We start from the raw sequence: 21314 nt of genomic DNA, 5'->3' as shown, positions 1-21314 counted from the left end.
GACAGATCGGCTCTGATGACATGCCGCTGGTGAGCTGCACCGGATGAACTGGGCGAGATGAATCAGGTCGTGCTGTGGACGTCGGTCGCAGCCGGTGCGGTCAGTGCGGGTCGCTGGCTCCGTGTTGCCCAGCGCGAGCACTACGGCATCGGACGTACCTCGCGCTTCGCCCGGCGCTGGTGGCTGCTCGACTGGCCCAACCGCGTGTGGTTGGCAGCGGCGGCGGCCGGCGTGGTGCTGAGCGGCACGTACTGGTGGGCGCCGTCGATCACGGCGGCAGCGGTGGTGATCGGGCCGCAGGGCCTCGACATACGGGGACGCACGAGCCCGCTGGCGTGGACCCGCCGCCTCGCAACGCTGGCGACGACGCTGGCGCTGCTGTGGTCGGTGCTGGTGGGCGTGGGTCTGGCCGCGGGGCTGGCGGCACCGGTGCTGGCAGTGCTGCTGTTCGGCATGCCGCTGTGGACCGATGTCTCGCTGGCGCTTCTGGCACCGTTCGAAGCGGTGCTGTCGCGCCGCTGGGTCCACCGTGCTCAGCAGCGGCTCGAACGCATCGATCCGGTGCGCGTGGCCATCACCGGGTCGTACGGCAAGACCACGATCAAGGGCTACCTGCGCCAGCTCGTGGAGGGAACCCGATCGGTGATCGCGACGCCGGCGAGCTTCAACAACACCGCCGGCGTGTCCCGCAGCGTCAACGAACAACTCGCGCTGGGCACCGAGGTGTTCATCGCCGAGATGGGCACGTTCTCTGTCGGCGAGATCGCCGCCATGACCAAATGGGTCCGGCCGTCGGTGTCGATCCTCGCGTCGATCGGGCCCGTGCATCTCGAGCGTTTCGGCAGCCTCGATCGCATCGTGGCTGCCAAGGCCGAGATCTTCGCCACGAGCCGCACAGCGATCCTCAACATCGATGCCTACGGCTTGGGGGCCGAGGCCGATCGGCTGGCCGCCTCGGGGCTGCGCGTCATCCGCTGCTCGACCCAGGACGCCGGCGCGGACGTGGCGGTGCTGCGCGTGGATGCGACCGCAGACGTACCCGGTGCGGAGCCGACGCCCGACGCCTCCTTCGAGGAGCTCGTCGACGAGGCCACCGTGCCGCGCCGCATCATGGTGTTCGGGCGGGAAATCGACACCCGACCGCTCGGCCATGCCGCGCCGGGCAACGTGGCGTGTGCTGTGGCCGCAGCCTCGGTGCTCGGCGTGTCCGATGAGGACATCGCTCGCCGGCTCGCCGACCTGCCGACTCCCGAGCATCGCCGCACGGCTGCGCACAGCGAAGGCGGCGTCATGGTGATCGACGACACGTACAACTCCAATCCCGCCGGCGCTCGCGCCGCCCTGGGGATGCTGGCCAACACCGAAGCCGGTCGGCGCGTCGTGGTCACTCCCGGCATGGTCGAGCTCGGGCGCACTCAAGCGCACGAGAACCGCCTGCTGGGCGAGCACGCCGCCCGGATCGCCGACGATGTTCTCATCGTGGGTCGCACCAACCGCACTGCGCTGCTGGGCGGCGCGGCCGGCTGGGACAGCGCCACCGCGCGGCGGGCGACACGGGGCCGGGGCGCGCGCAGCCTGGTGCACGACCGCTCCGATGCCCGTGCCACGGTCCGCTGCGTTGCGGATCGCGATGAAGCTGTGCGCTGGGTGCGCGCTCACCTGCAGTCGGGAGACGCGGTGCTCTACGAGAACGACCTCCCCGACCACTACCCCTGAGCACCCGGTTCCCATGAGAACATTGCCCCGATGCCCAGTCGGCTGAGATCACCGGGGTCAGCACCATGACCCGTCCCGGCATCTGCTTCGGCGGCCCGTCGCCCGAGCACGACATCTCGATCCTCACGGGGCTGCAGGCCGTCCACGCGCTCGACGAGGCCGGGCGCGATCCGGTAGCGCTGTACTGGTCACCGACGGGTTCGTGGCACGAGGTGGACCCCGGGCTCGAAGCGTCGGCGTTCGCGGACGGGGTGCCGCGGGGCTCCAGCGAGCTCGAGCTGGTGGGGCGTCCCGGCGTCGGCTTCGTGCGGGCCGATCGGCGCCGCCGACCGGTGCCGGTCGACGTCATTGTGAACTGCTGTCACGGCGGACCCGGCGAAGACGGCGGGCTGCCGGCCGCGTTGGATCTCGCAGGTGTCGCCTACACCGGTCCGGGGCAGGCCAGCGCAGCGATCTGCATGGACAAGCTCGCCTTCAGCGGCGCCGTCGCCGGGGCGGGACTGCCCGCGCTGCCGCTGTGGCTGCTGACACCTGACGCGCCCGCAGACGGCGTGGTGGCCGACCTTGCCGGCGGCCCGCTCATCGTGAAGCCGCGCTTCGGCGGTTCGTCGATCGGCATCGAGATCGTCGAGGACCTCGCAACGGCCCGGGCCCTCGCTGGCACGTCGCCGCTGCTGCGCGACGGGGCAGTCGTGCAGCGCTACCTCACCGACATCATCGACCTGAACATCTCCGTGCGGACCTGGCCCGAGCTGCGGCTCAGCGCCGTCGAGCGGCCGGTGCGCAGTGACAGCACGATCTACACCTACGCCCAGAAGTACCTCACAGGCGGAGGCGGCATGGCCACCGCGCCGCGTGAGCTGCCCGCAACGCTTCCCCAACCCATCGAAGCAGCACTGAGGGCGGCAGCTGCCGAAGTGGCTCGCCTCGTCATGGCCCGGTCGGTGATGCGCATCGACTTCCTCTGGGACGGCGGCGACAACCCCGCGGGGCTCTGGGTGAACGAGATCAACCCGATTCCTGGTTCATTGAGCTGGTACTTCTGGTCGAACGAGGGCGACAGCCTGATCGGGCTGCTCGATGATCTGATCGCGGAAGCGCTGGACGGGCCGACTCGCCGCTTCGTCACCCAGGGGGCCGACGGCACCGCCTTGCGCTCCGTGGGGACCATCGCCGCGAAGCTGGCATAGCGGCGATGTACCGCCGCGCAGCCAGCGCAGGGGCCCCCTCTCGCCCTGTCGTTCTTGCGTGTGCTGCAGCACTGCTGCTGGCGGGGTGCACCTCGTCGGGGCCCTCCACGGACAGCGGCGGCGGCAGCGGGAATGCCGATCTGAACGACTGCGAACGCGCTCGCCTGGCAGCCGCCCTCGGGGTCGACGAAGTGTCGCTGCCGCTGGACCCCGCCGACGAACCACTGGCCGACATCGCACGGGACATCTGCGCCCTCGGCGGCGGCACACCCGACGACGCCGTGCCACTCGACACGACCATCCGCTCGCCGGCGCAGGAGCGCGACGCGGCGCTGCCCGCGGCGCTGGTGCGCGCCCCGGCGCTTTTCGACCCCGCCGACGCACCGCCCGGGGACGATCCGTACCTGGACGGGCTGTGGATCGCCTGCGGGCAGGGCTCGGCCAGCGCGTGCAACGCGCTGCTCTTCGAATCCTCCCCGGGCAGCGACTACGAGGCATTCGCATTCAGCTGCGGCGGCCGCGAGAACCTGCACTGCAGCGCGCTGCTCGGAGATCCGGGCGCCGACGCAGGTCTGCTGGGCATCGAATTCGGGCCCGACTCGCGGGCGCCAGGCAATATCGCCGAGTTGGACCGATGGTGGGATGCATGCGGGCAGGGCAGCGCCCGTGCCTGCGCGCAGCTCGTGCTGTCGGCGCCGGGCGGCTCGGCGTACGCCAGCTTCGGTTGGACCTGCGGGGGCCGCACCACCCGCGATTGCACGCTGCTGGTGGGCGACGACGGCCCACCGCCAGCGCTCGCGGGCCGATCGCCGCAGGACCCTCCCCCCGGCGACGACGACTATCTGGACCAGCTCTGGCGGCTGTGCGGGGCAGCCGACGCGCCCGCCTGCCGGGATCTCGCCACCTTCGGAGCACCCGGAAGCGACTATGAGCGCTTCGCTCTGTCGTGCGGCTGGCGGGCCGTCAGAGCCTGCGCCCGGCTGTTTGCCGAGATAACCGCTGAGCCGTCTGCATGAGCGTTTTCGGCCGCTGTGCGCGTATTCGGCCCCTGATGGGGCTAAACAACACGTCGTGATCGCCGACGCCTTGACCGGCAAGCGCATCGCCATCACCGGTGCGACCGGGTTCTTGGGCACGGCGCTCGTCGAGCGGCTGCTCCGCTCAGTCCCCGATTGCGAACTGGTGCTCGTGGTGCGGCCCGGTCGCCGCACCAACGTGCGCCGCCGGGTCGAGCGAGAAGTGCTGCGAAACGATGCCTTCGACCGCCTGCGCGCAGCCTGGGCAGACGACTTCGACGACATCTGCGAGCGCCGCATCGCCGTCGTGTCCGGCGATGTCAGCATCGACGGGCTGGCACTGTCCGACGATGACCGCGAGCTGCTGTGCTCGTGCGACATCATCATTCACGCCGCCGCGACGGTCAGCTTCGACAGCCCGCTGGACGCCTCCATCGAGACCAACCTGCTCGGCCCCAACCGATTGCTCGAGGCCTGCCAGGCCGAGGGAACCGCCCCACACCTCATCGCCGTGTCAACGTGCTACGTCGCCGGCAACCGGCGCGGCTCGGCGGCCGAAGTGTTCCTCGCCGACACGCCGTTCTCGATGGACATCGACTGGCGGTCCGAGGTGTCCGCGGCGCGTCGCACCCGCGCCGATCTCGATGCAGCCAGCCGGGCGCCAGACCGTCTGCGCCGTTTTCACCGCGACGCCCGTGAGGAGCTCGGTCCCGCCGGGCTGCCCATGCTCGCCGCCAAGACCGAGCAGCTGCGCCGCGAGTGGGTGGACGACGAGATGGTGACGGCCGGCCGCAGTCGCGCCACCTCGCTCGGCTGGCCCGACGTGTACACGTACTCCAAAGCGCTTGGCGAGCAGGCCCTGGTGGAACTGCGGGGCGGGGTGCCCATCACCATCGTGCGCCCGTCGATCATCGAATCGGCGTTCAGCGAGCCGTCACCGGGCTGGATTCGCGGCTTCCGCATGGCTGAGCCGCTCTTCGTGTCGTTCGCGAAAGGCGAGCTGGACACCTTTCCCGGCTACCCCGAGGGTGTCATCGACGTCATCCCCGTCGACATGGTGGCCGCAGCCATCATCGCTGTGGCCGCCCAGGGGCCCACGCCCGATCCGGAGATCTTCCAGGTGGCCTCGGGGGCAGTGAACCCGCTGCGGTTCAAAGTGCTGACCGAGACGACGATGAAGTGGTTCCAGGATCACCCTGTGTATGACGCCAAGGGTCATCCCACTGCCAGCACACAGTGGCGCTATGCGGGTTCGAGCGGGCTGGAAGAGCAGCTCGACCGAGCCATGACGGTCTTCAACACTGCGGAGAAGATCGTCAACCACCTGCCGATGCGGGGCCGCAACGACTTCACCGTGCGCCTCGCGCAGCGTCGCGCTGGGCTCGAGCAGATCCGCGACTACGTGCAGCTCTACGGCGCGTACGGCAAGTGCGAGGCGCTGTACAGCATCGACCGGACGCTGGACTTGTGGGATTCGCTGCCTGACGCCGATCGGGAGCGGTTCGGCTTCGATCCCCGGGTCATCGACTGGCCGGGTTACATCGCCGATGTACATCTTCCGACGGTCATCACCCAGGCTCGTGTCAAGACCACGCCCCAGCCCCGCACCGGGCCCAGCCGCAACGAGCGGCTGCGCACCGCAGTGCTGGACCCGGCCCGCCACTTCGCCGCATTCGACCTCGAGAACACCCTGATCGCCAGCAATGTCGTCGAGACCTACGCCTGGCTCGCCACCCGCCGGCTGGACACATCCCAGCGGGTGAGGTTCGCACTGCGCACCCTCGCTGAGACTCCCGGACTGTGGCGGCGCGACCGGCGCGACCGCACCGACTTCCTGCGTCACTTCTACCGTCGCTACCGGGGCGCGCCTGTGGGCCAGCTCGATGCAGACGCTGCGGAGATGCTCAGCCACCTCTTTCTGACCAAGGCCTTCCCGGCGGGGCTGCGGCGGGTGCGCGAGCACCGGGCTGCCGGCCATCGAACAGTGCTCATCACCGGCGCACTCGAACTGGCAGTCAACCCGTTGGCACCCCTGTTCGACCACATCATCGCTGCGCGCATCGACAGCCGCGAGGGGCGCTATACCGGCGAGATGATCGATGTCCCACCCACCGGGGAGGTACGCGCCCAGATGATGGTGGACTGGGCCGAGGCCGAGGGCTTCGAACTGTCCCAGGGCGTGGCGTACGCAGATGCGGCCTCGGACATGCCCATGCTGGAGGCCGTGGGCTATCCCGTCGCAGTGAACCCCGAGACCCGGTTGGTCACCATCGCCGACAAGCGAGGGTGGCTGTGCGAGAACTGGGAGCGCGCCCCCGGCGGACCCCGGCCGCTGCTGCCCATCGCGCCGCGCTTCGGTGTGCGCGCCAGCACCGAGCGCCTCGACCGGTCGCACCGCCGGAGCCGGGCCGCCGCAACAGCAGGAGATCGGCGATGACCGCCCGCAAGGGACTGGTCCTCGAGGTGGATCGGACAACCCCGCCGATCCTGTTCCACCACGGTGAGGGCTTCCGCCTCAACAAGCTGCCGGTCGGCAGCCGGGTCGTGTACCCGAACGAACCGCTCGATCCGGTGCGCGATCCCGAGCGCGCCATTGCCGAGGCGCTCGCAAACCCGCTCGGCGACCGCGATCCGCTCGCGTCGTACATGCAGCCGGGCATGAAGCTGACCATCGCGTTTGACGACATCTCGCTGCCGCTGCCGCCGATGGCCGCACCGGATATCCGCGGCCGCATCATCGAGCAGATCCTCGACATGGCGGCGGCTGCAGGAGTCGACGACGTGCATCTCATCGCCGCACTCGCGTTGCACCGGCGCATGACCGAAGCCGAGCTCCGCCACGCCGTCGGCGACCGGGTGTACGACGCCTTCGCACCCCACGGCCAGCTCTACAACTTCGACGCCGAGGACCCCGACGCGCTCACCCACCTGGGCACCACCGACGCCGGTGAGGAGGTGGTGATCTCGAAGCGAGCCGCCGAGTCGGACCTGCTGGTATACGTCAACATCAACCTGGTGTCGATGGACGGCGGCCACAAGAGCGTCGCTACCGGACTGTCGCCCTACACGGCGCTGCGCCACCACCACAACGTGCACACGATGCTGCACTCGACATCGTTCATGGACCCCGAGCACTCAGAGCTGCACACGCGCAACTGGCGCCAGGGACGCCTGCTGGCCGACGCCGGCGTGAAGGTCTTCCAGATCGAGACCACGCTCAACAACGACACGTTCCCCTCGCCGTATGACTACCTGCAGAAGCGCGAATGGGAGATGTCCCCGCGTGACCGGATGATGCTGATGGGCACCAAGACGGCGCTGGATTTGATGTCCCGCCGCCAGGCCCGCCGCATCTTCCACAACATCCGGGCGCCCTACGGGCTCACCTCGATTCAGGCCGGCGAGGTCGAGGCGGTCCACGAACGGACGCTGGAGAACGTCTACCGCCAGCACCTCGTGCGTGTGGAGGGCCAGACCGACGTGCTGACGATGGGGCTGCCGTACCTGTGCCCCTACAACGTCAACTCGATCATGAACCCGATCCTGGTGGCGTGCCTGGGTCTCGGCTATTTCTTCAACCTGTACCGGGGCCGCCCGCTCGTCCGTCACGGCGGCGTGGTGATCATGTCGCACCCCACGCCGTGGGAGTTCCACCCGGTCCACCATCCCAGCTACATCGACTTCTTCGAAGAGGTGCTGGCCGACACCACCGATCCGGAGGTCATCGAGCACCGGTACGAGAAGCGCTACGCCGAAGACGAGTGGTACCGGCACCTGTACCGGACCTCGTACGCCTACCACGGCGTGCATCCGTTCTACATGTGGTACTGGTGCGCGCACGCACTCGAGCATGTGGGCGGGGTGATCATCGTCGGCGGCGACAAAGCCGCCACCCAGCGCATGGGCTTCCGTTCGGCTTCGACGCTGAATGATGCGCTCGAGATGGCGACCGACGTGGTCGGGCGCGACCCGTCGGTCACTCATTTTCGCAATCCGCCCATGCTGATGGCCGATGTCGTCTGAGAAGCCCCCGATCTCCCACCTCGGGGCCAAGCGCGCTCAGCGCACGAGGGCGTCGGTGACTCGCATCATGCGCGGCGCCGAATTCCCGCTGCGAGCGGCCGCAACCCCCCGGGGTCAGATGCCCCTGCCGGTCAACGTGGGGGCGAACTACGACACCGACTGGGCTCGGCGCTTCCCGGCTCGGGTTGCCCGACGGGTGGCACGCGACACCATCGTTCGCGCGCTGGTGCGCTACTACGCCCAGCCGACCGTCAAGGGAGTCGACCGGATCAGCGAGCTGGACGGACCCGCGGTATTCGTCGCCAATCACCAGAGCCACGCCGACACAGCGGTCATCGTCACATCGATCCCCGAGCCGTGGTGCAACCGCCTGGTGGTGGGTGCCGCCGCGGACTATTTCTTCGGCAACCGCTTCACATCGGCGATCTCGGCGCTCTTCGTGGGAGCCATACCGATCGAGCGCACTGCGCTGAACCGTCGCACCATCGACAAGGCCGTCGGGTTGCTGCGCAGCGGCTGGAGCCTGGTCATATATCCCGAAGGCGGCAGATCCCGGGACGGCTGGGGTCAGCAGTTTCGACCTGGCGCAGCCTTCTTGGCGAAGCAGGCGGGGGTGCCGGTCGTGCCGGTGCACATCCGGGGCACCTTCGACATCTTGCGCAAGGGTCGGGCGTGGCCGAGGCGAGCCCGTTCGGTGATCAACTTCGGTCGCCCGCTCGACTTCTACGAGGGCGAGAACAACCGCCGGTTCACGAGGCGCCTGCAGGCAGCAGTCGAGGGCCTCGCCGACGAGACCGCGACCGGCAACTGGTTCGCCGCCCGCCGGCGCCTGCACAGTTCCGACAGCCCGGGTATCGAAGGACCGCCGGGGTCGGCCTGGCGTCGCCGCTGGGCGCTCACCAAGCCGCCGCCCGAAGCAAGCCCCCAGGCAAGCTCAACGGTCTCCAAGCGTCGCTGGCCCTACGTGTAGAGCCATCCGCCAGCGGGCGGGCAGCTCAAAGACGCCGCCGGATCGCAGCCAGCTCGTATCGTTCGATTGGTGGTGTCGATGGCTGATGCGCACGCTGGTGTCAACTGATCGTCGCCTGGCTTGGGCGGCAGCCGCGCTGGCCTTCGCCGTCGGCGCGCTCGCCTCGCCGCATGCCGCAGGCGCGAGCTCGATCGAGGGGCACTGGCACATCGCCGACCCGATTATCGGACCGTGGGAGCAGCCACGACACGCACACGAACCCAAGTCTCGATGGCAGAAGCCCGCGCCCGCCGGCCTCGATTCGCTGTCCTTCCCTCACTTCACCGGGCCGGAGTTCAACGAGCTGTTCACCACGGCAGAGCTGCCGAACCTGTCGTCGGTCTCGGCCGCGCCGACGATCACCGATTCGGCCGAGATGGACGAGGGGATCCGTACCCAGGCCATCGAACGCGGCTACCAGCGCCGGCCCCTGCCGGCCGATTACGCGTTGATGCGCCTCATCGACGATGGCCTCGCTTTGCAGCATCCGGCAGCGAAGGCATGGCTGGCACTGGCCCGAGACGCTGCCGCTCACGACATCGAGCTGAGACTCGTCTCTGCCTACCGCGGTCACCGCTACCAGCGCCAGGTGTTCCTGCGACCGCTCGAAACGCCGTACGAGCTAGACGACTTCGCAGAACGCATGAAGCATTCGGCGCCGCCCGGCTACTCCAAGCACCACACCGGCTACGCCGTTGACATCGGCCATGAAGGCTTCAGCGATAGCAAGTTCGGCGAATCGCCGGCCTATGAGTGGTTGGCCGCGGACAACTTCGCCAATGCCAAGAAGCACGGCTGGATTCCCAGCTACCCCCCTGACGGCGGCCGGCAGGGCCCGGTGCCCGAGCCGTGGGAGTTCACCTACGTCGGCGTCAAGGCGATCCTGTGCTTCCATCAGCCCCCGACCGGCGACGACCCTCTCTGCACCGCCTGAGCGACCGGCCAAGAGGCTGAGCCGCCAGCCGAAGCCAGGGCCTGAGCGGCCCGTGAGCCCAATCGCATGGGAATGGGGAACATGAGCGGGAAACACAGGGCGAGTAGCTTCTTGCGGATGGCTGAGACTGCAACTGAGCGGCGTGAGATCGATCCCGATCTCCTGAAGAAGCTCGCATTTCAAGTGTGGACGTACAAGAAGGGCGAGATGGTGTCGGCGATGCTGCACATCGGCGACCATCTCGGGCTGTTCACCGCCCTCTCGGAGACCCAGCCCGCCACGAGCCACGATGTGGCGGAGGCAACCGGCCTCGCCGAGCGGCTGGTGCGCGAGTGGATGTACGGCGTGGCTGCTGCGGGCCTCGTCGATCACGACGACGGCGCCTTCTCGCTGTCGCCCGAGGCAGAGGCGCTGCTCGTCGATGAGGATGGCTCGCTCCACTTCGCCATGGGCGCCTTCCGCGGCGGTCTCGGCGACGAGGTCCTGGACTTGATCCTCGATTCGTTCCGCACCGGCATCGGCATGACCTACGAGCAGCAAGGCCCCCGTGCGGCTGCCGGGCTGGCCCGCACCACCGGGCCGTTCAGCCGCCAGAACCTCACCTCGGTGATCCTGGGAGGCCTCGACGGCGTCGTGGCCAAGCTGGAACGCGGCGCCAAAGTGCTGGACGTGGGCTGCGGGGCGGGAGTGTCTGCGTGCCTCATCGCCGAGAAGTGGCCTCGCTCGGAGGTGGTTGGCTTCGATCCGTCGGCCATCGCGGTCCAGCAGGCACAGGAACGTGCCGAGGACGCGGGTCTGGAGAACACGACGTTCGTCGAGGCCGGCGCCTCCGACGTTCCCGCCACGGGCGACTTCGACTTGGCGCTCACCTTCGACTGCCTGCACGACATGCCCCGGCCCGACGACGCGCTGGATGCCATCCGGGCCGCACTCGACGCCGACGGCACGCTGCTCATCAAGGACATCCGCTCCAAGGGCGACTTCAACCTGGACCGGCGCAACCCGATGCTGGCCATGTTCTACGGCTTCTCGGTCACGAGCTGCCTCCAGTCGGCGCTGAGCGAGCCCGGCGGCATGGGACTCGGCACGCTCGGCCTGTATCCGGCGAAGGCCCGCGAAATGACCGCTGCCGCCGGATTCACACGCTTCACCGAGCATGACTTCAACGACGCCGCGAACCTCTACTACGAAGTCCGGCCTTGATCGCGCAGCGAACAAGAGCCGCATCCTCTAGATAGGTTCGACGGCGAGCAGGCTCAGCCGCTGCGCATGGGCTGAGCACGCCGACGAACCCGGGAGGACACATGGCCGTTCACGCGAGTACTCCGATCGAGCTGATCGAAGGGGTGTACGCCGGACTGGCCGACGCTGTGGCCTTCGGACGTGAGCGATTGGGCCGAGCGCTCACGCTGTCGGAGAAGATCCTGATCGCGCACCTGTCCCACCGTGAACAGGAGCTCGAACGGGGTGTCTCGTATGTGGACTTGGCGCCCGACCGTGTCGCCATGCAGGACGCCACGGCGCAGATGGCGTGGCTGCAGTTCATGACCGCCGGGCTGGACGAGGTGGCGGTGCCCACCACGACCCACTGCGACCATCTCATCCAGGCCCGTGAAGACGGCAAGCGCGATCTGCTCGCCGCGTCGGAGAACAACGAGGAGGTATACGACTTTCTCGAGAGCGTGTGCGCCCGCTACGGCGCAGGCTTCTGGAAGCCCGGCAGCGGCATCATCCACCAGGTTGTGCTCGAGCAGTACGCCTTCCCTGGCGGGATGATGATCGGCACTGACAGCCACACGCCCAATGCCGGCGGGCTGGGCATGGTGGCAGTCGGCGTGGGCGGCGCCGATGCCGTCGACGTCATGACCGGCTTCGCTTGGAACGTGCGGTGGCCCAAGGTCATCGGCGTGCATCTGACCGGCGAGCTGTCGGGCTGGAGCGCGCCGAAGGACGTGATCCTGAAGGTGGCCGAGATCCTCACAGTGTCCGGTGGCACCGGGGCGATCGTGGAGTACTTCGGCCCCGGCGCCGAGTCGCTGAGCGCCACCGGCAAGGGCACGATCTGCAACATGGGTGCCGAGATCGGCGCCACCACGTCACTGTTCGGCTACGACGCTGCCATGGCCCGCTACCTGTCGGCCACCGGGCGCGCCGCGGTGGCCGCGGCGGCCGACGCGGTCGCCGAGCACCTGCGGCCCGACGACGAGGCCATGGCCGACCCTGGCGCCCATTACGACCAGGTCATCGAGATCGACCTGTCGCAACTGCGGCCTCACATCAACGGTCCTCACACGCCCGACCTCGCCCGTGAGGTGTCGGCCCTGGGCGCGGAGGCCCAAGCCGAGGGCTGGCCGCTGCAGATCAGCGCAGCGCTCATCGGCAGCTGCACCAACTCCAGCTATGAGGACATCACCCGGGCTGCTTCGATCGCCCGCGACGCCGCCGCCAAGGGGCTGCGGGCACGGACACAGCTGCTCGTGACCCCCGGCTCGGAGCAGGTGCGGGCCACCATCGAGCGTGATGGGCTGCTCGCCGACTTCGAGGCGCTCGGTGCCACCGTGCTCGCCAACGCCTGCGGGCCCTGCATCGGCCAGTGGGACCGCTCCGGCGACGAGAACTACGTCCCCGGCCAGGCCAACGTGATCGTCACCTCCTACAACCGCAACTTCCCCAAGCGCAACGACGGCGACGCTGCGACGCTGGCATTCGTGACGTCACCCGAGACCGTCATGGCGCTGGCGCTGGCGGGAACGCTCGACTTCGATCCCGTCGAAGGCGTGCTGCACACCGATGCCGGGGAGCCGGTCACGCTGCCGACTCCGGTGGGCGTGGAGCTGCCACCGGCCGGCTTCGATCCCGGCGAGAGCGGGTTCGTGGCCCCGCCGGCTGATCCGGGCAGTGTCGAGGTACGGGTCTCGCCGACATCAGACCGCCTGCAGGTGCTCGAGCCGTTCGAAGCGTGGGACGGCGACGACTACGCCGATCTCCCGGTGCTGGTCAAGGCCAAGGGCAAGTTCACCACCGATCACATCTCCATGGCCGGCCCGTGGCTTCGCTACCGGGGCCACCTCGAGAACATTTCGGGAAACCTGTACCTCGGTGCGGTGAATGCCTTCGACGGGTACGACGTCGGGCACGGCAAGAACCAGTTGACCGGCGAGACGCAGCCGTACCCGGAGATCGCGAAGGCGTATCACGCCGCCGGCGTGAACTGGGTGGTGATCGGCGACCAGAACATGGGCGAGGGCTCGAGCCGCGAGCACGCCGCCATGGAGCCGCGCTTTCGGGGCGGCTTGGTCGCGCTGTGCCGCAGCTTCGCCCGCATCCACGAGACCAACCTGAAGAAGCAGGGCATGCTGCCGCTCACGTTTGCGGATCCTGCCGACTACGACCACATCGATGAGGATGATCGGATCTCGGTGCTGGGGCTCGCCGATCTGGCGCCGGGCCGCCCGGTCACCGTCGAGGTGCGCAAGCCGTCGGGCGACACGTTCTCGTTCGAGGCCAACCACACGTTCAGCGACGACCAGATCGAATGGTTCAAGGCAGGCTCGGCGCTCAACATCATCCGAGCCTCGCTTTGACGCGAGGAAGCCGGCCCGGGGGGAGGGCCGGCTTCTTCGCTGAGGTCGCTGGGCGTGGGGGACGCTTCGACCTGGAGCCGGTCGGAGCGGGGGCTTCCGATCCGGCATTCGCCTGCCTGGGTGGGGGGACACCGTGCGGCAGTGCGATATGTGAAACGGCTTGGGGTAACCGCTCGAGATCAAATTAGCGTCGGCTTCACTATCGGGCCAGCAGTTAGGGCAGATAGTTTTAATCTCTTTGAGAGATAGTGCGCCGTCCGGCGCTACTGTGGCCTCATGGACCTCAGATACCTCGAAGCGCTGGCCGCCGTGGCCGAGCATGGGCGCTTCTCCGCAGCCGCTCGGGCGCTGCACACCGTGCAGTCCAACGTGTCGAGCCACATCGCCAGGTTGGAGGACGAGCTGGGCGCGGTGCTCGTGGATCGCGCTGTGGGATCGCTGACGCCGGAAGGCGAAGTGGTGCTGGCGCGCACCAAGCGCATCAACTCCGAGATCGCCGCGATGCGGGCCGATGTGGCGTCGATGACCTCCCACGTCACCGGGGAGGTCAGCCTCGGCATCATCGGCACTCCCGGAAGGTGGCTGCTGCCGCCGTTCCTCGATGAGCTGCGGCGGCGCCATCCCGACGTGGACGCCATGGTGGTCGACTCCACCACCCTGGCGCTGATCCGCCTGCTTGAAGGCGGCGAATTGGACCTCGCCGTGATGAACGCCCCGCTCGACCACGAGGAGTTGGTGGCGACTCCCCTGTTCGCCGAGGAATTCGTGGTCATCGCCCCCACCGGGCACGCCCTTGCCGAACAGGGTGACCGCGAGGTGAGCTTCGCCGAACTCGAACAGCACGAGTTGCTGCTCGGACCGCCGGATTCGGTCATGCGCACGCAGATTGATTCCGCTGCCGCCCGGCACGGCGTGAGGCTGCAGACGCTGGCCCAACTCGACGGCATCCGGCTGACCGCCACGCTGGCCTTTCAGGGCTACGGCCCGGCCATCGTGCCGATCACCTCGATTCCCGTCTGGACCGATCGAGGCGACTGGAGCGTGCTCACCGTGACCGGGTTGCCTCCCCGCCAGGTCGCGCTCGCAATCCGCCGCCGGGGCATGCTCTCCGCACCAGCGGCTGCAACCCGTGACGTGCTGCGCACGGTGATGCGAAGCGTCGCCCGCCGCATCCCCGGTGTAACTGCCGCATAACCTCACCACAGTGGAATTGCAGCTACGGGCTGGCGCCAGTGGACATGTCACCGCCGGCGTCGCCACGCTCGGTGGCCGGACGGCCATGCTCATCTCCGCCGACAGCCCCCATCGACGCGGTGCGCTTGCGCCGGCCGACAGCGAGACAATCGTCGCCGGCTTGCAGACCGCCCTCGCCAAGCGGCTTCCCGTCGTGCTCATGCTGTCCTCGAGCGGCGCCGACGCACATCACGGCGTCGCCGCGCTGCACGGCTGGGGCGAGGCCGCTCGGGTGCTCGTTCGCTGCTCGGGTGTGGTCCCGATCCTGGCCGGGGTCACCGGCCAGGCAATCTCGGGCATCGCACTGCTGATCGGCCTCGCCGACATCGTCGTGATGGCCGACGACGCGTATGCGTTCGTCAGCGGTCCCGTGCCAGTGCAGGAGATGACCGGCGTCGTCATTGGGCCCGACGAGCTCGGCGGCGCACCTATTCACGCCCGGGCCTCTGGGACGGCGTGCGCAATCACGTCTGCGGATGACGTGCTCGAAACGCTCACCGAGATGCTGGGGTACCTGCCGCACCACTGCGACGAGCTGCCGCCGACCATCGACACTGCCGATCCGCGCGGGCGGCTCACGCCCGAGGCCGGGGCCCTGCTGCCTACCCAGGCGACTGGCGCATACGACGTGCGCGACATCATCGGCGAACTGGTCGACGACGGCTGCTTTGTCGAGCTGAGAACCGGCTGGGCGCCCAACATCGTGACCGGCTTCGCATCGCTGGGGGGCTACGCGGTGGGTGTGCTGGCCAACCAGCCGATGAGCATCGCGGGCACGCTCGACATCGCCGCCAGCCAGAAGGGCGCCCGCTTCGTCAACTTCTGCGACGCCTTCGGCCTGCCACTGATCACGCTGGTGGACACGCCCGGCTTCTACCCCGGCAAGGACTTGGAGTGGCGCGGCATGATCCGTCACGGCGCTCAGCTCGCATTCGCCTATGCACGGGCCACCGTGCCACGAGTCGCCGTCGTGCTGCGCAAGTCCTACGGGGGCGCGTACATCGTCATGGACTCCAAGACGATGGGCAACGACGTCTACCTGGCGTGGCCGAGCGCCGAGCTGGCCGTGATGGGTGCCTCCCAGGCGGCCCAGATCCTGCGCCGTGGCGCCGACCCCGACGAGGTCGCCGACTATGTCGCCGACTACGAGGGCACCTACCTCAACCCCTATGTCGCCGCCGAGCGCGGCTACGTCGACAGCGTGATCGATCCCGCTCACACCAGGCGCGAGCTCATCGACACGCTCGACATGCTCTCGACCAAACGCGAGCGGCTGCGCCAGCGCCGGCACGACAACACGCCCCTGTAAGCCGTCGGATTCGCGGCGGAGCGACATATTGGGTACATTCGGCGGCGCGAACGAGGGGGACTGATGGCGCAGGACAGCTTCACGATCACCGACAACCGCACAGGAGAGTCGGTGACCGTCCCGGTGGTCGACGGCACGATCTCCGCGGCCGCACTGCGCGAGCTGGACCGAGGCCTGTGGTTCTACGACCCTGCCTATCTCTCCACGGCCAACTGCGATTCGAAGATCACCGAGATCGACGGCAACGAGGGGATCCTGCGGTACCGCGGCTACCCCATCGAGCAGCTCGCCGAGCAGTCCAGCTTCCTCGAGGTGGCCTACCTGCTGATCCACGGCGAACTGCCCACCGAGGCCGAGGCCGCCGAGTGGATCCACCACATCACGTTCCACACCTACGTGCACGAGGACATCACACGCTTCATCAAGGGCTTCCGCTACGACGCCCACCCGATGGGCACGCTGGTCTCCACCATCGCCGCGCTGTCGACCTTCTACCCCGAGGCCAAGGACATCGATGATCCCTACAGCCGGCTCGTGCAGACCATCCGGCTGATGGCCAAGATGCCCACGATGGCGGCGTTCACCTACCGCAACCGGATGGGCCTGCCCTATGAGTACCCGGTCAACCACCTCACCTACACGGGCAACTTCCTGCGGATGATGTGGGCCGTCGCCGACCCCGACTACGTGCCCGACCCCACGCTCACACGAGCCCTCGACGTGCTGTTCATCCTGCACGCCGACCACGAGCAGAACTGCTCCACCACCACCATGCGCACGGTCGGATCCAGCCGGGCCGATCCATACACGGCAGTGGCTGCGGCGACCTGCGGGCTGTATGGGCCGCTGCACGGCGGCGCCAACGAGCAGGTCATCCACATGCTGCACGAGATCGGCACCTACGACAATGTGGCTGCGTACATCGAGCGGGCGAAGTCCGGCGACGTGCTGCTGCAGGGCTTCGGCCACCGGGTGTACAAGAACTACGACCCGCGGGCCAAGATCATCAAGGAGACCGCCGACGCGGTGTTCAAGGTGACCGGCCTGAACCCGCTCCTCGACATCGCCATGAAGCTCGAAGAGGTGGCGCTGAGCGACTCCTACTTCAAGGACCGGCGCCTGTACCCGAACGTGGACTTCTACTCGGGGCTCATCTACGAGGCAATGGGCTTCCCGCTGGACATGTTCACGGTGCTGTTCACCATCGGCCGCACGCCGGGCTGGCTGGCGCACTGGGTGGAGATGCTCGGCGATCCCGAGCAGAAGATCTACCGGCCCCGCCAGAAGTACACCGGCCCGGGCCAGCGCGACTACGTGCCGATCGAAGGCCGCTAGCTGTCGCTCCGCATTCTGCTCTGGGGCAGACGAGGACGTTCCGGTTCGGGAGTGACATGCACGTAGTACGAATCCACCCGAACGCAGGTGAAGGCGTCTCGTTCTGGGCCGAGGATGACCGTGGGTTCAACGGAGGCGCAGGCGACCTCGTCGATCTCTTGGCGATGATTGCCGAGTACGTGGATGCCGACTCTCGTATTGGCGAATGGCGGGCGGAGTTGGTCCCCGGTCAGCAATCGTCCAGCGTCGTGGCGCAGCACTGATCGTGGCCTGCTCCGACGTCAAGGCCAAGCCCGACCTAGCGGCACGTCGCCGCGACGTTGCCTGAGACCTACTCGGCGTGTCGGAGCACCGCCAAGCGATGCCGGATCTTGCGTTGCTGTTCTCGATCGTCCATCAGGACTTCCTCTCACGAGAAAGCCCGACTGTCAACAACCTCTGTCAGTTTCAGATCTAGCGCCCACTCCTTCGTGCGCCAAACCGACATCAAACGGTGCGCGATAGTGACATCTGCTGCTGCGCCAAACCGACATCACGTGGTGCGCGAAAACGGCATCCAGACCTGCGTCGAACCGGCATGAGCGCTTCCGCAATCGTCGCAGCGTGATGCCTGCAAATGTTCACATGCATCACCTGCAAACATTCACATAGGTGGAGTCTGCAAGGCTGAGTTCGCTACAGTCAGGCTGCAATGGACGCGACGGCAGACACAGTTGCCTACCTGCCGCGCGTCGTCGATGTACTGCTGGCCGAACGGCTGAGGATCATGCCGATGGCCGTCATTGACGGACCGCGCGCGTGCGGCAAAACCACGACAGCCAGCCGGCTGGCACAGCGCATCCTGCCGCTTGATCGCGACAGCGCCGCCCGGGAGCACGCCGCCCACGGCACGCTGCCGTTAGACGATGGGCCGTTTCCGACACTGCTCGATGAGTGGCAGCTCGCCGAGCCGCTGTGGAACCAGCTAAGGCGCATCAGCGACCGCCTCGGTCGACCAGGACTCTTCCTTCTGACGGGGTCGGCCCAGCCAGCCGATGACATCACCCGTCATTCCGGCGCCGGCCGGGTCGCTCGGCTGCGGATGCGCACGCTGTCGCTGTTCGAGTCGGGTGACTCGCCCGGCTTGGTCAGCCTCGCAGGCCTGTTCGACGGCGAGGCATGCGCCGCATGGCCCAGCGACTCGCCGGCCACGGCGGACCAGACCTACGACGGTGATGCTGCAGCACAACTGCGCTCCGTCGTCGATGTGCTCTGTCGTGGCGGTTGGCCCGCATGTGTAGCGATGAGTCCGTCCGATGCCCAGCTGTATCTGACGGACTACCTGGACGAAATCTGCCGGGTAGACATCAGACAGCTTGCCGGCCGCAGACACGACCCCACCAACGTGCGCCGCACGATTGCCTCGCTGGCACGTCACAGCGGCTCAGCGCCGACAATGAAGACGCTTGCTGCAGACATCGCGGGGCGGCAGCCGCTCGCTCACGCAACGCTGCAGAGCTACCTGTCCACGCTCGAAGCCATCCACATCAGCGAAGACCAACCGCACTGGTCACCCCATCTGGCGTCGCGCGCCCGCCTGCGCCAGGCAGCGAAACGGCATCTGGCTGACCCGGCGCTCGCCGTCAACGCATTGAGCGCGAACGCGCAACGACTCCTCGACGACCGTGCGCTGCTCGGCCACCTGTTCGAATCGTTGGCAGTCCGCGACCTGCGCATCTACGCCCATGCGCTCGGTGGCAGCGTGTACCACTACTCCGACAGCAACGAACTCGAAGCAGACGCAATCGTCGAATTGCGCGACGGCCGCTGGATCGCTGTCGAGGTCAAGCTCGGCGAGCCAAGTTCCATCGACGAAGCCGCTACATCGCTGAACAAGCTCTGTGACCACATAGACACCGACCGGATGGGTCCGCCCGCCAAGTTGCTCGTCATCACGGCCACCGGGTACGCCTATGAGCGCAGCGACGGCGTGGCGGTCGCGCCCCTCACGCTCCTCGGCCCGTGACCGCACGACACACCACCCGCTCCGCCTCCGAACGCTGCCATCGCTATTGGATCGCGACGGCGGGCGTTCACTGCCCATGCAACGGCAATGTGCAGCAACATTCCCGCCACTACCAGCAGCACGACATGGGTCGGCCTCATGCGATGTCCAGCAGGATCTTGCCGACGTTGGCGTTGGTGGCCATGTATTCGTGCGCCTCGGCGATGTCGTCGAGTGCGAAGCGCGAGTCGATGATCGGACGCAGCGAGCCGTCGTCGAAACGCGGCAGCAGCTCGGCGCAGAACCGCTGGTTGGCATCGATCTTCTGCTCGATGGGCCGTGAGCGCAGCACGGTGCCAATGAGCGCCGCCCGCTTGGGCAGCAGCGCGCCGAGCGGGAACGTGGCCGTCGGCTCGCCCATGACACCGACTTGGATAATGCGCCCCTGGACGCGCACTGAGGCGATGTTCCGGGCCAGGTAATCGCCGCCGATCACGTCGAGCACCACGTCGACGCCTTGGCGGCCGGTCCACTCCTTGATCGCATCAGCAAAGTCGGTCTCGGTGTAGTCAATGACGAGGTCGGCGCCGAGATCAGTGCAGGCCGTCACCTTCGACGTCGAGCAGGTGACGGCGATGCGGGCGCCGATGGCCTTGACGATCTGAATCGCGGCGGTGCCCACGCCCGAGGCGCCTGCATGCACCAGCGCCGTGCCGCCTGAGGCCAGACCCCCCTGGGTCACGAGCGCATCGTGGGCGGTCATGAACACCTCCGGGATGGCTGCGGCATCGTGCAGCGCCACCGAAGCGGGGATGTGCTGCAGCATGCGCTCGTGGGTGACGACCTGTTCGGCCTTCGCGCCGCCCGACACGATGCCCATCACCTCGTCGCCCACCGACCAGCCGGTAACTCGCTCGCCGAGCGCGGCGATGGTGCCTGCGAACTCGAGACCCGGGATCTCGAATTCGGGCTTGGGGCCTGGTGCGGGGTACAGGCCCATCCGCTGGAGCAGGTCGGCCCGATTCATCGCCGAACAAGCCACATTCACCAGCACCTCTTCGGGCCCAGGCGCCGGGTCGGGCACTTCCCGTACCTGGAGCACGTCGACGCCGCCGTATTCGGGTATCACCACTGCACGCATGGGCGGCGACGGTACTTCGGAAGTGATTACCCTGCGAGCCCGTGCGTCGGGATGCTGTCATCACCCTCGAGGGCGCGAACAACTGCCGTGACATCGGCGGCTATCCCGCAGGGGGCGGGCGTCATGTGCGGATGGGAGCGCTGTTTCGCTCCGATCGCCTGAGCGCACTGTCCCTCGACGATCTCGAAGAACTGGGCAGCCGCGGCATCCGCACGGTGGTCGACTTCCGTGCCGGACCCGAGATCGAGCGTGACCGCTCGCGGCTGTGGCCCGGCGTGACGTCGCACATCTCGCTGCCGGTGGGCGACACCGTGGACGGCGACATCAGCATGGTGGACCAGATCTTCGAGGGTCGGCTGCGGTCGGTCAGTGAAGACGACATGGCCGGGCTGTACCTGCAGATGATCGGCTCCTACGGCGAGCGGTTCGCTCAGCTCGTGGCCATTGCCGCCGACGTCGACCATCTGCCGATGCTGTTCCACTGCACGGCCGGCAAGGACCGCAGCGGCATCGCGTCAGCGCTCCTGCTGGAAGCGCTCGGCGTCGCCCGCGAGACCGTGCTGGACGACTACTGCCTGTCGAACGAGCTGCGTTCGCACCAGCGCATCAAGGAGCTGGCGCCGGAATTCGCCAGAATCAACATCGACATCGACGACGTGCGCGCCATCCTCAGCGCGCCGCGTGGGGTGATGTCAGCAGTGCTGGCGGAGATCGATGACCGCTTCGGGCGACTGTCCAACGGCAGCGCGGCGACGGGCGTCGAGGGGTACCTCCTCGCTCACGGCCTCGACCCGGCGTCGCTGGAGATGCTGCGGGCGAACCTGCTGATCTGAGGCTGCT

General features: G+C 67.9%; 16 protein-coding genes. 15 read left to right on the top strand and 1 reads right to left on the bottom strand.

Annotation, left to right across the window (positions count from 1 at the left end; all coding sequences use genetic code 11):
- The first annotated feature begins 57 nt into the window (after positions 1-57).
- The 14 genes from ACOGW9_RS14955 (at position 58) to ACOGW9_RS14890 (ending at position 19354) form a co-directional block, all read left to right on the top strand.
- The gene (locus ACOGW9_RS14955) at positions 58-1716 is read left to right on the top strand and encodes a Mur ligase family protein (RefSeq protein WP_419912642.1); all 1659 of its coding nucleotides are present in this window, start codon (positions 58-60) and stop codon (positions 1714-1716) included.
- 65 nt (positions 1717-1781) lie between these two features.
- Entirely contained in the window at positions 1782-2906 is a 1125-nt protein-coding gene (locus tag ACOGW9_RS14950) for a D-alanine--D-alanine ligase family protein (RefSeq protein ID WP_419912640.1), read from the top strand.
- 5 nt (positions 2907-2911) lie between these two features.
- On the top strand, positions 2912-3922 hold the full coding sequence (locus ACOGW9_RS14945) for a hypothetical protein (RefSeq protein ID WP_419912638.1): 1011 nt from the start codon (positions 2912-2914) through the stop codon (positions 3920-3922).
- Between the two features lie 55 nt (positions 3923-3977).
- Positions 3978-6359 (top strand): HAD-IB family phosphatase, encoded by a 2382-nt coding sequence (locus ACOGW9_RS14940; RefSeq protein WP_419912636.1) that lies wholly within the window; start codon positions 3978-3980, stop codon positions 6357-6359.
- Positions 6356-7945: a lactate racemase domain-containing protein gene (locus tag ACOGW9_RS14935; protein WP_419912634.1), complete on the top strand. Its 1590-nt coding sequence runs from the start codon at positions 6356-6358 to the stop codon at positions 7943-7945. Before ACOGW9_RS14940 ends, ACOGW9_RS14935 begins: the two co-directional genes overlap by 4 nt.
- Positions 7935-8915, top strand: a complete 981-nt coding sequence (locus ACOGW9_RS14930; RefSeq protein ID WP_419912632.1) for a lysophospholipid acyltransferase family protein — start codon at positions 7935-7937, stop codon at positions 8913-8915. Before ACOGW9_RS14935 ends, ACOGW9_RS14930 begins: the two co-directional genes overlap by 11 nt.
- 85 nt (positions 8916-9000) lie before the next feature.
- Positions 9001-9888 (top strand): M15 family metallopeptidase, encoded by an 888-nt coding sequence (locus ACOGW9_RS14925; RefSeq protein WP_419912630.1) that lies wholly within the window; start codon positions 9001-9003, stop codon positions 9886-9888.
- Positions 9889-10005: 117 nt separating this feature from the next.
- A complete protein-coding gene (locus tag ACOGW9_RS14920) occupies positions 10006-11091 on the top strand; it encodes a class I SAM-dependent methyltransferase (RefSeq protein ID WP_419912628.1) in 1086 nt (361 codons plus the stop codon).
- A gap of 101 nt (positions 11092-11192) precedes the next feature.
- On the top strand, positions 11193-13472 hold the full coding sequence (locus ACOGW9_RS14915; protein ID WP_419912626.1) for an aconitate hydratase: 2280 nt from the start codon (positions 11193-11195) through the stop codon (positions 13470-13472).
- Positions 13473-13748: 276 nt separating this feature from the next.
- On the top strand, positions 13749-14666 hold the full coding sequence (locus ACOGW9_RS14910) for a LysR family transcriptional regulator (protein WP_419855867.1): 918 nt from the start codon (positions 13749-13751) through the stop codon (positions 14664-14666).
- A 10-nt stretch (positions 14667-14676) separates the two neighbouring features.
- Positions 14677-16014, top strand: coding sequence for an acyl-CoA carboxylase subunit beta (locus tag ACOGW9_RS14905; protein WP_419912623.1), 1338 nt, complete (start codon positions 14677-14679; stop codon positions 16012-16014).
- A gap of 63 nt (positions 16015-16077) precedes the next feature.
- Positions 16078-17349 carry a citrate synthase gene (locus tag ACOGW9_RS14900; protein ID WP_419912621.1) on the top strand — a complete coding sequence of 424 codons (1272 nt, stop codon included), beginning with the start codon at positions 16078-16080 and terminating at the stop codon, positions 17347-17349.
- A 56-nt stretch (positions 17350-17405) separates the two neighbouring features.
- The gene (locus tag ACOGW9_RS14895) at positions 17406-17612 is read left to right on the top strand and encodes a hypothetical protein (protein WP_419912619.1); all 207 of its coding nucleotides are present in this window, start codon (positions 17406-17408) and stop codon (positions 17610-17612) included.
- A gap of 428 nt (positions 17613-18040) precedes the next feature.
- Positions 18041-19354, top strand: a complete 1314-nt coding sequence (locus tag ACOGW9_RS14890; protein ID WP_419912617.1) for an ATP-binding protein — start codon at positions 18041-18043, stop codon at positions 19352-19354.
- Between the two features lie 136 nt (positions 19355-19490).
- Here the strand turns inward: ACOGW9_RS14890 and ACOGW9_RS14885 are convergent, their stop codons facing one another.
- Positions 19491-20474 (bottom strand): NAD(P)H-quinone oxidoreductase, encoded by a 984-nt coding sequence (locus tag ACOGW9_RS14885; RefSeq protein WP_419912615.1) that lies wholly within the window; start codon positions 20472-20474, stop codon positions 19491-19493.
- A 41-nt stretch (positions 20475-20515) separates the two neighbouring features.
- Between ACOGW9_RS14885 and ACOGW9_RS14880 the strand changes: the two genes are divergently transcribed.
- Positions 20516-21307 (top strand): tyrosine-protein phosphatase, encoded by a 792-nt coding sequence (locus ACOGW9_RS14880; protein WP_419912614.1) that lies wholly within the window; start codon positions 20516-20518, stop codon positions 21305-21307.
- Positions 21308-21314: the final 7 nt, after the last annotated feature.

The sequence above is a fragment of the Candidatus Poriferisodalis sp. genome, assembly GCF_965203655.1.
Taxonomy (GTDB): Bacteria; Actinomycetota; Acidimicrobiia; order Acidimicrobiales; family Poriferisodalaceae; genus Poriferisodalis.
The sequence above is the reverse complement of the archived record's forward strand: the minus strand, read 5'-3'. Positions and strand labels throughout refer to the sequence as shown.